The 14,818-nt window shown below is 73.2% G+C and carries 16 protein-coding genes; 12 read left to right on the top strand and 4 right to left on the bottom strand.

The features are described from left to right. Nucleotides 1–12: 12 nt before the first annotated feature. Nucleotides 13–1,008: a BtrH N-terminal domain-containing protein gene (locus tag OG472_RS05700; RefSeq protein ID WP_405941041.1), complete on the top strand. Its 996-nt coding sequence runs from the start codon at nt 13–15 to the stop codon at nt 1,006–1,008. A 3-nt stretch (nt 1,009–1,011) separates the two neighbouring features. Here the strand turns inward: OG472_RS05700 and OG472_RS05695 are convergent, their stop codons facing one another. Beyond that, on the bottom strand, nt 1,012–1,350 hold the full coding sequence (locus tag OG472_RS05695) for a thioredoxin family protein (RefSeq protein WP_405941040.1): 339 nt from the start codon (nt 1,348–1,350) through the stop codon (nt 1,012–1,014). A gap of 91 nt (nt 1,351–1,441) precedes the next feature. Between OG472_RS05695 and OG472_RS05690 the strand changes: the two genes are divergently transcribed. From OG472_RS05690 to OG472_RS05670, 5 genes are all read left to right on the top strand, one after another. Next, nucleotides 1,442–1,711: a hypothetical protein gene (locus tag OG472_RS05690; protein ID WP_383564876.1), complete on the top strand. Its 270-nt coding sequence runs from the start codon at nt 1,442–1,444 to the stop codon at nt 1,709–1,711. Between the two features lie 125 nt (nt 1,712–1,836). Next, nucleotides 1,837–2,196: a YciI family protein gene (locus OG472_RS05685; protein ID WP_383564634.1), complete on the top strand. Its 360-nt coding sequence runs from the start codon at nt 1,837–1,839 to the stop codon at nt 2,194–2,196. Between the two features lie 68 nt (nt 2,197–2,264). Continuing rightward, nucleotides 2,265–3,485: an RNA polymerase sigma factor gene (locus OG472_RS05680; RefSeq protein ID WP_401604497.1), complete on the top strand. Its 1,221-nt coding sequence runs from the start codon at nt 2,265–2,267 to the stop codon at nt 3,483–3,485. A 108-nt stretch (nt 3,486–3,593) separates the two neighbouring features. Further along, the gene (locus OG472_RS05675) at nt 3,594–4,346 is read left to right on the top strand and encodes a TetR/AcrR family transcriptional regulator (RefSeq protein WP_405941039.1); all 753 of its coding nucleotides are present in this window, start codon (nt 3,594–3,596) and stop codon (nt 4,344–4,346) included. Next, nucleotides 4,343–5,008, top strand: a complete 666-nt coding sequence (locus OG472_RS05670) for a hypothetical protein (RefSeq protein ID WP_383564637.1) — start codon at nt 4,343–4,345, stop codon at nt 5,006–5,008. The genes OG472_RS05675 and OG472_RS05670 overlap by 4 nt, the downstream gene beginning before the upstream one ends. Nucleotides 5,009–5,017: 9 nt before the next feature. On the opposite strand, the gene OG472_RS05665 is transcribed toward OG472_RS05670, so the two are convergent. The 3 genes from OG472_RS05665 to OG472_RS05655 all read right to left on the bottom strand — a co-directional run bounded on the left by OG472_RS05665 (nt 5,018) and on the right by OG472_RS05655 (nt 8,844). Beyond that, nucleotides 5,018–6,496, bottom strand: a complete 1,479-nt coding sequence (locus OG472_RS05665; RefSeq protein WP_405941038.1) for a condensation domain-containing protein — start codon at nt 6,494–6,496, stop codon at nt 5,018–5,020. 124 nt (nt 6,497–6,620) lie between these two features. Beyond that, the gene (locus tag OG472_RS05660) at nt 6,621–7,901 is read right to left on the bottom strand and encodes an SGNH/GDSL hydrolase family protein (protein ID WP_405941037.1); all 1,281 of its coding nucleotides are present in this window, start codon (nt 7,899–7,901) and stop codon (nt 6,621–6,623) included. A 196-nt stretch (nt 7,902–8,097) separates the two neighbouring features. Further along, complete coding sequence (locus OG472_RS05655; RefSeq protein WP_401603239.1) at nt 8,098–8,844, bottom strand: GntR family transcriptional regulator; 747 nt, start codon at nt 8,842–8,844, stop codon at nt 8,098–8,100. A 221-nt stretch (nt 8,845–9,065) separates the two neighbouring features. Between OG472_RS05655 and OG472_RS05650 the strand changes: the two genes are divergently transcribed. From OG472_RS05650 to OG472_RS05625, 6 genes are all read left to right on the top strand, one after another. Beyond that, the gene (locus OG472_RS05650) at nt 9,066–10,229 is read left to right on the top strand and encodes an ABC transporter substrate-binding protein (RefSeq protein ID WP_405941036.1); all 1,164 of its coding nucleotides are present in this window, start codon (nt 9,066–9,068) and stop codon (nt 10,227–10,229) included. Beyond that, a complete protein-coding gene (locus tag OG472_RS05645) occupies nt 10,229–11,116 on the top strand; it encodes an ABC transporter permease (RefSeq protein WP_405941035.1) in 888 nt (295 codons plus the stop codon). The genes OG472_RS05650 and OG472_RS05645 overlap by 1 nt, the downstream gene beginning before the upstream one ends. Beyond that, a complete protein-coding gene (locus OG472_RS05640; protein ID WP_405828214.1) occupies nt 11,104–12,099 on the top strand; it encodes an ABC transporter permease in 996 nt (331 codons plus the stop codon). The genes OG472_RS05645 and OG472_RS05640 overlap by 13 nt, the downstream gene beginning before the upstream one ends. Before the next feature lie 5 nt (nt 12,100–12,104). Continuing rightward, nucleotides 12,105–13,220 carry an ABC transporter ATP-binding protein gene (locus OG472_RS05635; protein ID WP_405828212.1) on the top strand — a complete coding sequence of 372 codons (1,116 nt, stop codon included), beginning with the start codon at nt 12,105–12,107 and terminating at the stop codon, nt 13,218–13,220. Next, nucleotides 13,217–13,876 (top strand): HAD family hydrolase, encoded by a 660-nt coding sequence (locus OG472_RS05630; protein ID WP_401603230.1) that lies wholly within the window; start codon nt 13,217–13,219, stop codon nt 13,874–13,876. Before OG472_RS05635 ends, OG472_RS05630 begins: the two co-directional genes overlap by 4 nt. Before the next feature lie 87 nt (nt 13,877–13,963). Beyond that, complete coding sequence (locus OG472_RS05625) at nt 13,964–14,815, top strand: GNAT family N-acetyltransferase (protein WP_401603228.1); 852 nt, start codon at nt 13,964–13,966, stop codon at nt 14,813–14,815. The last annotated feature ends 3 nt before the right edge of the window (nt 14,816–14,818 follow it).

Genomic DNA, 14,818 nt, shown 5'->3' with positions numbered 1-14,818 from the left:
TACGCTGGCCGGGTGACCCTTCTCTACGAGGACTTCGGCCCCGGACGCCACCGCGAGAGCACCCTCGTCCGGCACGCCCTCGGCAGCACTCACGACGAGGCGCTGGTGGCGGGCCTGGCCGGGGGAGTCGGCTTCATGTACTTCGTCTTCGCGTACGCGGGCCGCCCGCCCCTGCTCACGATCGTGGCGCAGGCCCATCCCGATCCCTGGGTGGAGTCCGCCCTGGACCGCCTCCGCGTCCCCTACGAGGTGTTCCGGAGCGCGAAACCCCGCTGGGACCGGGTGTACGCCGCCCTCGACGCGGGACGGCCGGTGTTCTGCACGGTCGACCGGTCCGGGCTGCCCTGGCACGCGGCCACCGGGGACGCCGGCGAGATGGCGGGCGCGGACCCGTACACCGTGGTCCTCGCCGGGTACGGGGACGGGACCCTGCACGTCGACGACGGCGCGGGCTCCCCGCACGCGATCGAGGAGGCCGAGTTCGGCGCGGCCTGGTCCGGACACCGCAAGGGCCGCCACCGGATGATCGTGCCCACCGGCCCCGCGGCCGGCGCCCCCGACGTCGACGGGGCCGTGGCGGCCACCGCCGCCCGCCTCACCGGCCCGGTGCTGGGCAACGCGTTCGACGTCAACTTCGGCTTCTCCGGGATGGAGAAGCTCGCCGCCCAGATGCGCGACACCCGCACCAAGGCCGGCTGGGAGCGCCGCTTCGGCACCCCGGAGGCCTTCCTCGCGGGGACCCGCCGGCTGTACGCCTGCCTCGAGGAGGAGTGGACCGCCCCCGGCGCCACCCGGCCGCTGTACGCGGACTTCCTCGACCTCGCCGGGCGGCCGGAGGCCGCCGCCCTCTTCCGCGACTCGGGCGGTCACTGGTCCCGGCTCGCCGGGCTGGCGCACGCCGCCGGTCCGGAGGCGGACGCGGCGGGGCGGCGCGCCCTGTTCGACGAGTGCGCCGCCCTGGTGGACCGCTCGCTGAGCCTGGAACGGCAGGCCGTCACCCTGCTCTGAGCCTCAGAGGCCGGCGTCCAGGAAGGCCCGGAACTGCTCGCGCGTCATCGGCCCGGCCTGGCTCGCGACCGCCTCCCCGTCCTTGACGATCACGGCGGTCGGCGCTCCGGTCACCCCGTAGCGCCTCGTCGTACCGGGGCACCGGGTCATGTCGGTGCGGACGGCCGTGAACCGCGTCCCGTACTCCTCGGTCAGTTCGCCGACGATCGCGTCCATCGCGCGGCAGGCCTCGACGGCCTTCGGCCAGGTGCCGCAGAAGTAGGCGAGAACCGGTCCGGTCGTCATCGACAGGATGAAGTCGAACTCCTGGTCCTCCAGTGGCTGGTGCACCCGACGTGCCATGCGTGTCGCTCCTCGCTCGTACGCCCCCGCGATCGGGAGGGCGGCCCCCATCATCGCCGCAATGTCAGTGGCGCCTGTGAAGCTGGGCAGCATGGACGACAGGATGCTCCGGCGCCGGGTCTACGGCGCCGACCACGACGACCCCGACCCCGGCCCGCGCCCCGGCCACGTCTACGGCGAACTGGTCGGCGGGCCGCTCGACGGGCTCCTCCTGGACATCACCGGCTGGAGCACGCCCCAGCTCGCCGAGGAGGCCAGGCTCCCCACCGAGATAGGGCGCTACGGGGCGGGCGGCCGCGCCCACTACCGCCGCCGCGCCGCGGACCCGCGCCACTGGGACTGGACGGGTGACAGCCGCTGACCTCCGGTGGCCGTCCCCGGAAAATCTTCGAAGAATTTCCCGGAGGCTGTCGATCCGGGTGTCTCCCGTTCGACGCAGGGGTGAGAGGCGGGGACCGTCCCCGCCCTCCCGACCGAGGAGTCACCATGCCGCGCTTCCTGACGATGATCCGCATCAACGAGCAGGAACTTCCCCCCGAGACCCCGTTCCCGGCCGACTTCGAGCAGCGCATGGGCGCCCTCCACGAGGAGATCACCAAGGCCGGGGTCATGCTCGACACGGCCGGGCTGCTCCCCACGTCCGAAGGGACCCGCGTCACCTGGTCCGGCGGGAAGATCAGCTACACCGACGGCCCCTTCACCGAGACCAAGGAGGTCATCGGCGGCTACTCCCTCACCCAGTGCAAGGACAAGGCCGAAGCCATCGAGTGGACCAAGCGGTTCCTCGAGATCCACCCGGCCGAGTGGAACGTCAGCGCAGAGGTCCGGGAGATCCAGGAGATGTGATCCCGGGGCGCCCGCGCCGCGTTTGCCCTGCCTCGTCACGGCTGCTCTGATGGGTGGCCGTGACGGCAGTGAGTGCGGCCCAGGCGGTCGAAGCGGTGTTCAGGATCGAGTCCGCGCGGATCATCGCCGGCGTCGCCCGGATCGTACGGGACGTCGGCATCGCCGAGGAGATCGCCCAGGACGCCCTGGTCGCCGCGCTCGAACAGTGGCCGGAGTCCGGCGTCCCGGACCGGCCGGGCGCCTGGCTCACGGCCACCGCCAAGCACCGCGCCATCGACCTCGTCCGCCGCAAGGAGACCTACGCGCGCAAACTCGCCGAGGTGGGCCGGACCCTGGAGGACGCGCCGCCGCCCGCCGAACCGGCGGACCCCGATGACATCGACGACGACCTGCTGCGCCTGATCTTCACCTCCTGCCACCCCGTCCTGGCCACCGAGGCCCGGATCGCGCTCACCCTGCGCCTGATGGGCGGTCTGACGACCCAGGAGATCGCCCGCGCCTTCCTCGCCTCCGAGTCCGCCGTCGCCCAGCGCATCGTCCGGGCGAAGCGGACCCTGGCCAAGGCCGGCGTGCCCTTCGAAGTCCCGTACGGCGCCGACCGCGACGCACGGCTCTCCTCGGTCCTGGAGGTCATCTACCTCATCTTCAACGAGGGTTACTCGGCCACCGCCGGGGACGACCTCGTCCGCCCCGCCCTCTGCGAGGACGCCCTGCGCCTGGCCCGCGTCCTGGCCGGCCTGATGCCCGAGGAACCCGAGGTGCACGGCCTCGCCGCGCTGCTGGAGTTCCAGGCGTCCCGGATCGCCACCCGCACCGGCCCCGACGGGGAACCGGTCCTGCTCGCCGACCAGAACCGGGCCCGGTGGAACCGCATGCTCATCGCCCGCGGCGCCCGGGCCCTGGGCCACGCCGGGAACGGCCCCTACTCCGTCCAGGCCGCCATCGCCGGCTGCCACGCGGCGGCCGTCCGCTACGAGGACACGGACTGGCCGCGGATCGCCGCACTCTACGCGCGGCTTGTCCGGCTGATCCCCTCACCGGTGGTGGAGCTCAACCGGGCCGTCGCGGTCTCGATGGCCGAGGGGCCGGAGGCGGCCCTGCCGCTGGTCGACGCCCTGGCACGGGAACCGGCCCTGCGTACCTACCACTTGCTGCCGTCCGTACGGGGCGATCTGCTGGAGCGGCTCGGCCGCCCGCAGGAGGCCCGGGCGGAGTTCGAGCGCGCGGCCTCGCTGACGCGCAACGCGCAGGAACGCAATCTGCTCCTGCGGCGCGCGGCCCGCCTCTGACCTTGGAGCGACGGCCCCAACTCGCCGTGCACGGCGCCCCCTTGCCCTGGATGTTTACGACCTATACTTTGTGTATGTCATAAACCTCTGCTGTCAGGGAGGGCCGAGATGCCCCGTGAGCCCCGGGGGGCGGCCGGACCGGCCGCCCCGCCCGATCTCGCCGCCGTCGCCGACCTGCTGTGGCGGGTCGAGGCCGAACGGGCGGATGCGGGCCGCCCGCGCCTCACCCCGCGCCGGATCGTCGACGCGGCCGTCACCGTCGTCGACGCCGAAGGGCTGGACGCGCTGTCGATGCAGCGCGTCGCCGCCGAGCTGGGCTGCACGGCCATGGCCCTGTACCGGCACGTGCCCGGCCGCGAGCAGCTCGTCGCGGCCATGGTCGACGCGGCCACCGGCCGGCCGCCCGCGGCCGCCGGGGCGGGATGGCGCGCCGAGGTCGAAGCCTGGGTCGACGCGCTCTGGTCGACGTATGCCCGGCATCCGTGGATGGTGCGGGTGCCCACCGTCAGCGCTCCGGTCGGCCCGAACGAACTCGCCTGGTTCGAAGCCCTGTTGAGTCCGCTGGCCCGCTCGGGTGCCCGCCGCGGCGAGCTGATCCCGCTCGCCACCTTCATCTCCGGCGCCGTACGCGACCTGGCCCGGGTGGCCACCGAGCTCGACCCGGCCGGCGCCGCCTCGTACGGACGGATCCTCGCCGAGCGCCTCGACCCGGGGGCGTTCCCCACGCTCTGTTCCCTCGCGGGCGAGCCGGGGCTCGACGAGGACGAGGACGGCGACGTCGCCCCGATCGTCGCCTGCGGCATCGCCCGGCTGCTCGACGGCATCGAGAAGTCCTCACCACCGAGGGAAGGAAACCGATGAACGAGAACCACGTACGACGGCTCATGGGAATCTGCGGCATCGCGGCGGGCGCACTCGCGGCCGTCGCCGTACCGCTCTACTTCGTCCACTCCGGCCCGCCGCCCGCCGGCAACGTCCTCGCCCGGATCCTCCTCAACCTCCTCACCTGTGCGGCCCTGCTGGCCTTCCTCGCGGGCCTGCGCCACGTCATCCGCGGCGCGGGCCCGGCCTTCGACTGGCCCGCCACCCTGGTCTTCGGTGCCGGGCTGGCCTATGTCACCGTCACCCTGGTCGCCGCCTCCGTCGAGGCGGGCATCGTCCTGGAGCACCCCGGCGGCGGCCTCGATCCGACCGTCGACGGCCCGCTCGCCCACGCCAACATGCTGCTGCACGGCTCGGCGGCCCGGCTGCTGACGGCGGTGCTCCTCGCCGCCGCCGGGTACGCGATCCTGCGCGCCGGCGTCCTGCCGCGCTGGACCGGGTACTCGGCCCACGGCGTCGCCGCGGTCAACCTCGCCTTCGTCCCCTCGCTGTTCTTCGGCACGGACGCCGCCGACTTCTACAGCGCGGTGGGCTGGGGCAACACGGCGCTGACGGCGGCCCTCCTCGTCTACTGGGCCTTCGCCGTCGGGATCGCCCTGCTGCGGAGCACCCCGCGAGCCGCCCGGGCGGCCACCCCGTAGGCCCCCGGGTCAGCGGCGCCGGGCGTACGCGGCGACGTCCAGCGGGGTCCCCACGGGCCGGCGCGGGGCGGTCAGCGCGATGGGCCGGCGGAAGCCGCCGGTCCGGGCGATCTCCTGGACCGTCAGGCGCAGTGCCTCCTGGAGGTCGCCCATGGTCCGGCGGGCCGCCGGCGTGTCGACGTAGAGGGAGTTCATGTGCAGCCCGTCCGTGTCCCGGTGGAACCACGAACAGGCCCCGTTGGCGCGCGCCGACCACACGTGGGTGGCGGGCCGCCAGTCGTCGTGGCGCTCGGCGCCCGGGCACTTGCGCATGTCGATGTACGAGAAGAAGTTCACCGGGTACGGCCAGGAGCGCGCGGCGAACTCCTCGGGTGCGAGCAGCTCCCACGCCCGTACGAACGGCACGTCGACATGGCCGATCATCTCGGTGAAGCCGGCCCGCACCGAGGCCATGACCTGGGCGAAGTCCCGGCCCGGTGAGGCGTCGAACTCGATGGGCATGGTGTTGACGAACCAGCCCACCGAATTCGTCCAGGTTCCCCGGCCGCGTTCGCTGACCGGCATGAGGCCCCGGTAGACGCCCGGCCCGCCCGCCTCGCGCAGGCATACGGCGACGGACGCGAGCACGCCCATGAAGGGCTTCCCGCCGGCCGTCAGGCAGGTCTTCTCGAACACCTCGGTCTCGCCGGCGTCCAGCAGCAGCGAGGCCTCGTTGACGATCGGGTACATCCGGTCCGGTTCGACGCCCAGGTCGAGCGGGAAGCGGGGGAAGAACGCGCCGGCCCGGCCGATGAAGGCCTTCCAGTAGTCCAGGCGTTCGTCGCGGGCATCGATGGACAGGTAGCGGCGGCGCTGCTGGTCGGCGAAGTCGAGATAGCTCGGGGCGGGCGGCAGCGCGATCTCCTCGCCGCGGCACAGGGCCTCGTAGGCGGTCAGCACCTCGCGGACGACGATCGGCATCGACATGCCGTCGCAGACGATGTGGTCGAAGGCGAGGTAGACCGTGGCGGAGTCCTCGCGGAGCACCGCGCCCATGATGAACAGCGGCCAGGAGAGCGTGTCGATGCTCCGCTTGAACCGTTCGACGAGGAATGCGTTCAGCAGCTCGGCGGACTCGAAGGTGCCCACGTGCCGCGGGTCGAGGGAGAGCCCGGCGGGGTCGAAGGGCTCGCAGGCCAGCTCCCCGGCCAGCCGGCGGAAGGCGCACCGCAGCACCTCGTGCCGCCGGACGAAGGAGAGCAGGGACTGCGCCAGAGCCTCCTCGTCCAGCGGGCCGGTCACCTCGAAGGTGACCGCGACCCAGGACGCGACCGGGTCGTCGGCCGCCCGGCTCTCCTCGGCGACGGTGAAGTGCTTGTCCTGGTTGAAGGACGCCTTCCTGCTCGCCGGATCGTCCGTGCCGCCGGCCTCCGCCGCCGTGGACCGGAGCCGCCATTCGACCACCCGGCCGGGCGCCACGTCGTGCATCTCCAGAGGAAACTGCCGCATACCGTCATCCCTTCGTCCCCCGGATCAACCCCCAGGCCCTAACGACCCCCGGCCCGGGGAAGTGACGAACCACTTGGACCGGGCCGGGAGAAGGGGCGGTTGGCGGGGGCCGAGAAGCGCGGGTTCAGAGGGAGTCGAGGTCCACGGCGTCGGCCATCGCCTTGTACCCGGCGTCGTTCATGTGGAGGCGGTCGGCGAAGGCGTACTCGTCCTTGATCTTGATCTCCTTGGGGTGCTCCGGGGCGGCGGGCGCGGCCAGCACCCGGTCGAAGTCCACCACCCCGTCGTACGCGCCACTGGTGCGGATCCAGGCATTGACGGCCGTACGGACGTCCTCGCCGCGCTCGGTCCAGTAGGCCGAGCCGTGGAAGGGCGGGATGGTGGCGCCGATGACCCTGACCCCGCGGGCGTGGGCCTCGCGGATCAGCTGCCGGTATCCGGCGATGATCTCGTCGGCGGTGACCCGGGGGCCGGGCACGGTGCAGTGGTCGGGGGTGGGGGAGTCCGGCAGGACGATGTCGTTGGTGCCCTCCAGGAGGATGACGGTGCCCACGTCCGGGCGGCCCAGCGCGTCGCGCCGGAACCGGTCGAGGGCGCTCTCGCCGAAGCACGCCGAGTCGTTCAGGACCCTGTTCCCGCCGATGCCGGCGTTCAGCACCGGACGCGAACGGCCGCTGGCCGCCAGGCGCTTGGCGAGCTCGTCGGGGTAGCGGCGGTCGGCTCCGGGAGTCGCCCCGAAGCCGTCGGTGAGCGAGTCGCCGAAGGTGACGACGGCCCTCCCGGGGCCGCCCGGACGGGTGTTCCTCACGTCGACGCCGGCCAGGTAGTACCAGGAGAAGCTCGGCTGCGCGGCGGCGAAGGCGTCCGCCGCCGGGTCGCGCCGGTGGTCCCCGGCGGCCTTGTAGGACAGGGACATGGCGACGTTGTGGAAGGTGGCCGGACCGGTCGGGCCCTCGAAGTAGAAGGTGACGGTGAGCTGTTCGAAGGCCTTGACGGGAAGGGCCACCGGATCGCTGGAGAACTGCCCGCCGGCCGGGACCGTGACGGACTGCGCCCCGTGGAAGCGCAGCGTACGGACCGAATCCGGCTGCACGGCGGCGCCCCCCGCGGCCCGGGCGACCGTCGCGCCGCTGAGCCGCAGGGGGGCCCTGCCGTAGGCGTTGGTGAGCCGGACGCGCAGCTCGGACCCCTCGGCGCCGACGCGGACCACCTGGCGCACGGACTCACCGGTGAAGCCCGCCTCGGACCAGTTGGGGTACCAGGGGGTGGTGGCGGGCGCCTGGGGGGAGGCACCCCAGGCGCTGTGCCAGGGGCCGTGGGGCGCGGCGGAGGCGGGAGCGGTGGCGGTCACGGCCATCAGCGCGGCGGCCAGCGGGAGGGCGAGGACGATCTTCTTGGCAGTCATGCCCCTCTGACCCGGGCCGGGGAGGGGATGTGACAGCCGGGGCCCAAGATGCCCGCGGCCCCCTCGACCGGGTTCGCGCGGCGCCGGCGCGGCCGCTGCGCGGGGCGATCTCCCGGCGGCTCGGGTCCGGTTCGGTGGCCGGCGGGTTCCGCCGGGGGCGATACAGCGGTAGGGGCGGGGCCGCGAAGCGGATCGATCAGCCGTCGCCGGCGCGCCGTTCCAGGGGTGTTGCTACTGCGGAGTTGCTCACACTGAACGTCACGCTGCCGGCCCGGTAGCGGTCGTCGGACCACTCGATCGGGCGGCCGGTCGCGGTGGCGGACACGTGCCGCTGGCGCAGCAGCGGGCTGCCGCGCCGGATCGCCAGCAGCCGGGCGTCCTCGCTGCCGGCCGGGAGGGCGTCGATGAGGTGCTCGCCGTAGTGGGCGACGACCCCGGAGTCGTCCGCCAGCCGGTCCATGATGGAGCGGCAGTCCTCCGGCAGGGCCTCCACCGCCGCTGCGACCCAGCCGGGGTAGGCCGTCCGCTCGATCATGGTGGGCTCCCCGTCGAGCAGGCGCAGCCGCAGTACCGCGAGGATCTCCGCGCCCGGCGCCACCGCGAGCCGCTCCGCCTCCTCGGCCGTCGCGGGCCGGCGGGTGCGGGAGAGGAAGCGGCCGGCGGCCTCGTGCCCGACCCCCTCGGCCCACTGGGCGAAGCTGTTCAGCTCGCCGAAGCTGTGCCGGCGTTCGTGGCGCAGAACGATCCTCCGCGCGCCCTGCCGGGAACCGATCAGCCCCTCGGCGGCGAGGGTGGCCACCGCCTGGCGGACCGTGCCGCGCGATGCGGACCAGCGGGCGGCCAGGTCGCTCTCGGACGGCAGCTGGGAACCCACCGGGTGCTCGCCGGAGAGGATCGCCCGGCGCAGCGCATCGGCGATCTCCAGATAACGGACCGTGCCCATGCCCTTCGCCCCCCGGGTGGGTGCGTACGGATCACCCCGGTCGGTGCCGCACTCATGATCATTCCAACATGTGCTGTCACGACTTATTCCGGTCATTCTCAGCTCTTCGTCGAGCCGTGCTCCCGGAGACAGGCGCCGTTCACCGTCCGTACAGCGAGCCCGGGCGAACTGGAGCCAACTTGTTCAGACAAGTGAACCCACCCTCGTCTCCGGGAGAGACCGTGCTCAGTTCCTCCGCCCGTCGCGGTGCGGCCGTACTGCTCAGCGCCGCCGTACTCACCACGCTCAGCGCGTGTGGTGCGGCACCCGACCAGAAGTCCGGCGGCGCCGGCGCCACCAAGACCGGCGTACAGCCGGGCGCCGCGGCCTCGGTGGCCGACTTCGGCTCGATGGAGGCCCTCGTTGCCGCCGCACAGAAGGAGGGCAGGCTCAATGTGATCGCGCTGCCGCCGGACTGGGCGAACTACGGCGAGATCATCAAGGCCTTCGAGGCCAAGTACAAGATCAAGGTGACCAGCGAGAACCCGGACGCCTCCAGCGCCGACGAGATAGCCGCGGTCAAGTCCCGCAAGGGCCAGGACCGCGCCCCCGACGTGCTGGACCTCGGCATCGCCTTCGCCCGCAGCGGCGCCGCCGAGAAGCTCTTCGCCCCGTACAAGGTCACCGCCTGGGACAAGATCCCCGTCTCCCAGAAGGACGCCGACGCCCGCTGGTACAACGACTACGGCGGCTACGTCTCCATCGGCTGCGACGCGGCCCGCATCGCCACCTGCCCGAAGACCTTCGCCGATCTCCTCAAGCCGGAGTACAAGGGCAAGGTCGCCCTCAACGGCAACCCCACCAAGTCCGGCTCGGCCTTCGGCGGCGTCTACGCGGCCTCGCTCGCCAACAAGGGCTCCTTCGCGGACATCCAGCCGGGCATCGACTTCTTCGGACAGCTGAAGAGGAGCGGCAACTTCATCCCCGTCGAGTCCACCCCGGCCACCGTCGAGAAGGGCGAGACGCCCATCTCCATCGACTGGGACTACCTGAACGCCGGCTACGCCGAGCAGTTCAAGGGCAAGGGCGTCGACTGGAAGGTCACCGTCCCCGCCGACGGCGTCTTCGCCCAGTTCTACTCGCAGGCCATCAACGTGGACGCGCCGAACCCGGCGGCCGCCCGCCTGTGGATGGAGTTCCTCTACAGCGCCGAGGGCCAGAACCTCTGGCTCAAGGGACACGCCCGCCCGGTGCTGCTGCCCGTCATGACCGAGGACGGCACCGCCGACAAGGACGCCGTCACCAAGCTCCCGCAGGTCCAGGGCACCCCGGACTTCCCGGCCTCCGCGGAGCTCGACCGGGCCAAGGCCACCCTCGCCGAGAAGTGGGACAAGGCACTCTCCTGATGTCCACCTCCCCCTCACCCACCGCCGGCGGCACCAGCCGCCGGCGGCGCGGCCCGCGCACCTGGCTCGCCGCCCTCCCGCTCCTCCTCTTCACCGGGCTCTGCTTCGGCATCCCGCTCGGCGCCATGGCCTTCGGCGCGGTCACCCGCACCGACCAGGCGAGCGGCGCCACCCGGCTGACCGGCGAACACCTCGCGCGTTCGCTCCAGGGCCCCTACCTCGGCTCGCTCGTCGGCAGCGTCCAGCTCTCCGCCCTCACCGCACTCGTCGGCGGAGTACTCGGCGTCGTCATCGCCCAGGCCGTGGTCACCTCCCGCTCCAAGGGTCTGCGCAGCGCGGCACTGACCGCCTCGGGCGTACTCGCCAACTTCGGCGGCGTACCGCTCGCGTTCGCCTTCATCGCCACCGTCGGCATCTCCGGAGTCGTCACCCAGCTCGCCGAGCTCGGCAGCCTCGGCTGGAACCTGTACTCCTTCACCGGCCTCACCGTGGTCTACCTGTACTTCCTGATCCCGCTGATGGTGCTCGTGATCGCCCCGGCACTGGACGGACTGCGCCCGCAATGGCGCGAAGCCGCCCAGAGCAGCGGGGCCACCGGATGGCATTTCTGGCGCCACGTCGGCCTGCCGGTGCTCGCCCCCTCCCTCCTCGGCGGGTTCGTGCTGCTCTTCGGCACCGCCTTCGCCGCCCACGCCACGGCCGCGGCCCTCGTCGGCGGCTCCGTACCCCTCGTCACGCTCAAGATCGCGGACGCGCTGTCCGGGAACGTGCTCACCGGCCAGGAGAACGTGGCGCTCGCCCTGGGCCTCGACATGATCCTGATCGCCGGCCTGGTCATGGCGGTCTACCTGCCCCTCCAGCGACGGAGCGCCCGATGGCTGCGATGAACACACCCGCCCCGCCGGCCCAGACCGTCCCGCCCCGCGGACTCCGGGCGGACGACCGGACGGACGGGCCCGCGCGAGGCGCCTCCCCGGCCCCAGGCCCCGCTTCCGCCCCGCCCGGCACCCCGGCCCGGCAGGGCCGCGGCCCCCGGCGCCCCGGTGTCTGGCGCGGAGCCGTCCTCGCCCTGGCCGGCGTCTACTTCCTCGGCCCGCTCCTCGCCTCCTTCGTGTTCACCGTGCACGTGCCCGGCCGGGGGATCACCTTCGAGGCGTACAGCGAACTGCTCTCCGCCGACGGCTTCACCGAGAGCCTGCTGCTCTCCCTCGGCCTCGCCGCCGCGACCATCGCGCTGTCCCTGCTGCTCGCCGTGCCGGCGCTGGTGGCCGTACGCATCGGCTCCCCGCGGCTGCGCCCGGTCGTCGAGGTGATGTGCATGCTGCCGCTGGTGGTGCCGCCGATCGCCCTGGTCACCGGAATATCCACCGTGCTGCGCTGGGGACCGGAACACCTGTCGCGGACCCCGCTCTACCAGACCTTCATCGCCGTCCAGAACGAGAAGTTCCCCGTCGTCCTGGTCCTCGCCTACACCGTCCTGGCACTGCCCTTCGTCTACCGCTCGCTCGACGCGGGCCTGCGCGCCGTCGACGTGCCGACGCTCGTCGAGGCCGCCCGCAGCTGCGGCGCGAGCTGGCCGTACGTCGTCCTGCGCGTGCTCCTGCCGAACCTGCGGGCCTCGCTGGCCGGCGCCGCCTTCCTCACCCTGGCCCTGGTCCTCGGCGAGTTCACCATCGCCTCCCTCCTCGGGTTCCGGCCGTTCGCCGTGTGGATCGTCTCGATCTCCGGAGCCCAGGCCCGCATGTCGGTGGCCGTCTCCATCCTCAGCCTGCTCATCACCTGGCTGCTGCTGATCGCCCTCTCACGGGCGGGGACCACCCCCTCCACCGCCGCGGCCGCCCCCGCCACCACCTCCCGCAAGGAGTCCTGACCCCCATGCCCACCACCCTCCCCGCGGCCCGGAAGCCGGCGGACGCCACCGAGCCCGCGGACCGCACCGAGCAGACGGGCGGCGCACGCGTCGAATTCCGCGGCCTGCGCAGGGCGTTCGGCTCCACCGTCGCCCTCGACGGCCTCGACCTGACCGTCGAGCCCGGCGAACTCCTGGCCCTGCTCGGCCCGTCGGGCTGCGGAAAGACCACCGCCCTGCGCGTCGTCGCCGGCTTCGAGCAGCCCGACTCCGGCGAAGTCCTCGTCGACGGACAGGACATCACCGGGGTCCCGGCCAACCGCCGCGATGCCGGCATGGTCTTCCAGTCGTACAGCCTCTTCCCGAACCTCAACGCCCGCGACAACGTCGCCTTCGGACTGCGCGTACGCAAGGTCGGGGCGGCGCAGCGCCGCGAACGGGCCGCCGAACTGCTCGACCTGGTCGGCCTCCCCGACCACGGCGACCGCTACCCGCACCAGATGTCGGGCGGCCAGCAGCAGCGCGTCGCGCTCGCCCGCGCACTGGCCCTGCGCCCGAGGGTGCTGCTGCTCGACGAGCCGCTCTCCGCGCTGGACGCCAAGGTACGGTCGAACCTGCGCGAGGAGATCCGCCGGCTCCAGCTCTCCCTCGGCATCACCACCGTGTTCGTCACGCACGACCAGGAGGAGGCGCTGTCGATGGCCGACCGGGTCGCCGTCCTGAACGCCGGCAGGCTGGAGCAGTGCGCGGCCCCGGCCGAGCTGTACGACCGCCCCGCGACCCCCTTCGTCGCCGAGTTCGTCGGCACCATGAACCGGCTGCCGGGGCGGCTCGCCGACTCGGGCCTGGTGGAGGTCGCGGGAGCTCGCCTGCCGGTGGACGGCCCGGTGCCGTCGACGCCGGACGTGGAGGTCCTCGTACGACCCGAGAACGTGACGGCGACCGCCGACGGGCAGGGCACGGCCACCGTGGTCTCCGCCTCCTTCTTCGGCTCCGTGACCCGGCTCCACCTCGAACTGCCCGGCGGGGTGCCGGTCAAGGCGGACCTGCCCTCGCGGGACGCCGGAGCCCTGGTGCCCGGTGCGCGGGCCGCCGTGGGGCTGGCCGAGCGGCCGGTGCTCGTCGTGGCCAGGTCCGTGTGAGCGCCCTCGCCGCGGTCCTGTTCGACATGGACGGCACCCTCGTCGACACCGAGGGGCTGTGGTGGCGGGCCACCGAGGAGGTGGCCGACGGCCTCGGCCACCGGCTGACCGGCGCGGACGCGCCCGAGGTGGTCGGCCGCGCGGTGGAGGACACCGCCGCACACCTCGTACGGGTCTCGGGAGGGGGAGACCCGTACGAGGTGGGGGCGGCCCTCACCGACAACTTCTTCCGCCGGGTGGAGGCGGGGGCGCCCATGCGGCCCGGCGCCCAGCGGCTGCTGACCGCGCTCACGGCGGAAGGCGTGCCCTTCGCCCTGGTCAGCGCATCCCCGCGGGTGGTCGTGGACTCGGTGGTCGGGGGCTCTCTGGCCCATGTCCCCTTCGCCTTCACCCTGTCCGCCGACGACACGGCCCGGACCAAGCCGCACCCGGACCCGTACCGGGCGGCGGCCGGACGGCTGGGCCTCGTACCGCAGGCGTGCGTGGCGGTGGAGGACTCGCCGGACGGCGCCGCCTCCGCGGAGGCGGCCGGCTGCGGGGTCCTGGTCGTGCCTTCGCTGCTGGCCGTCCCCGCGTCACCGAAGCGGGTCTTCGCCCGCTCCCTGGAGGAGGCCACCCCCGGACTCCTGCGGAGCTGCCTGCCGGCCACCCCCTAGGCGGCCTCCTGCCGGTCAGGCAGGGCGGCCGGTCCCCGCGACGGAAAAGTCCGGCGGGCGGGCGGCGGCCCTGCCTAGGGTGGCCGGATGAACGGGATACGGATCGTGGCCGACCAGGGTGAGTGGCGGGGCGGGTTCGAGGAGCGGGTGCTGGCCGGATACCGGGCTGCGGGGTGTTCGGAGGCGCTGGCCCGGGCCCTGCTGGAACGGGCGGTGGAAGGCATCGACGGCTGGACGGTCGCCACGGACGGCACCGGCTGGATCGCGGTCGGGGTGACGCAGGACAACGGCGCGACCGTGGGCCGGATCCATGACCTCACGGCGCCGCGGGGGCGCGCATGGGCCGAGCGGTGGTGCGCCGGGCACGGGGCGCAGCGGGTGGAGGTCCGGCTCACCGGCGGAGCGGGCGCGTTCGCCGACTACCCCGTGGGGAAACAGATCCGGATGCGCGCCGCGGCCGAACGGCCCGAGCTGCCGCCGGGCCTGGCGGTCCGCCGGCTCACCGAGGAGGAGTACCCGGCCTGGTACGCCGCCGAGGAGGCCGGGTACATCGCGGACATCGTCCGGTCCGGAACCCTGACCCCGGAGGAGGCCAAGGCGAAGTCCGACCAGGACTTCGCCCGTTACCTCCCGCAGGGGTACCAGACCCCGGGCCACGCCTTCTACGTGCTGGAGGCCGCCGGCCACGCGGTCGGCACCGGCTGGGTGAACCACGGCTTCCTTCCGGGCGTGACCTTCGGCTTCTCACTGGAGGTGTACGAAGAACACCGCGGCAAGGGCTACGGCCGGGCCGCGATGGCCGTCGGCGAGTGGGCGACCCGGCAGGGCGGCGACGAGGCGATGATGCTCAACGTCTTCGGCGGCAACGACGTCGCGATGAGCCTGTACGACAGCACCGGCTTCGCCGTGCTGGACGAGTACCGCTCGATCCCCGTCTAGGGC

The organism is Streptomyces sp. NBC_00207 (genome assembly GCF_045160965.1).
Classification (GTDB): domain Bacteria; phylum Actinomycetota; class Actinomycetes; order Streptomycetales; family Streptomycetaceae; genus Streptomyces.
Note: the sequence above shows the minus strand (reverse complement) of the source record. Positions and strands in the feature narration are given on the sequence as shown.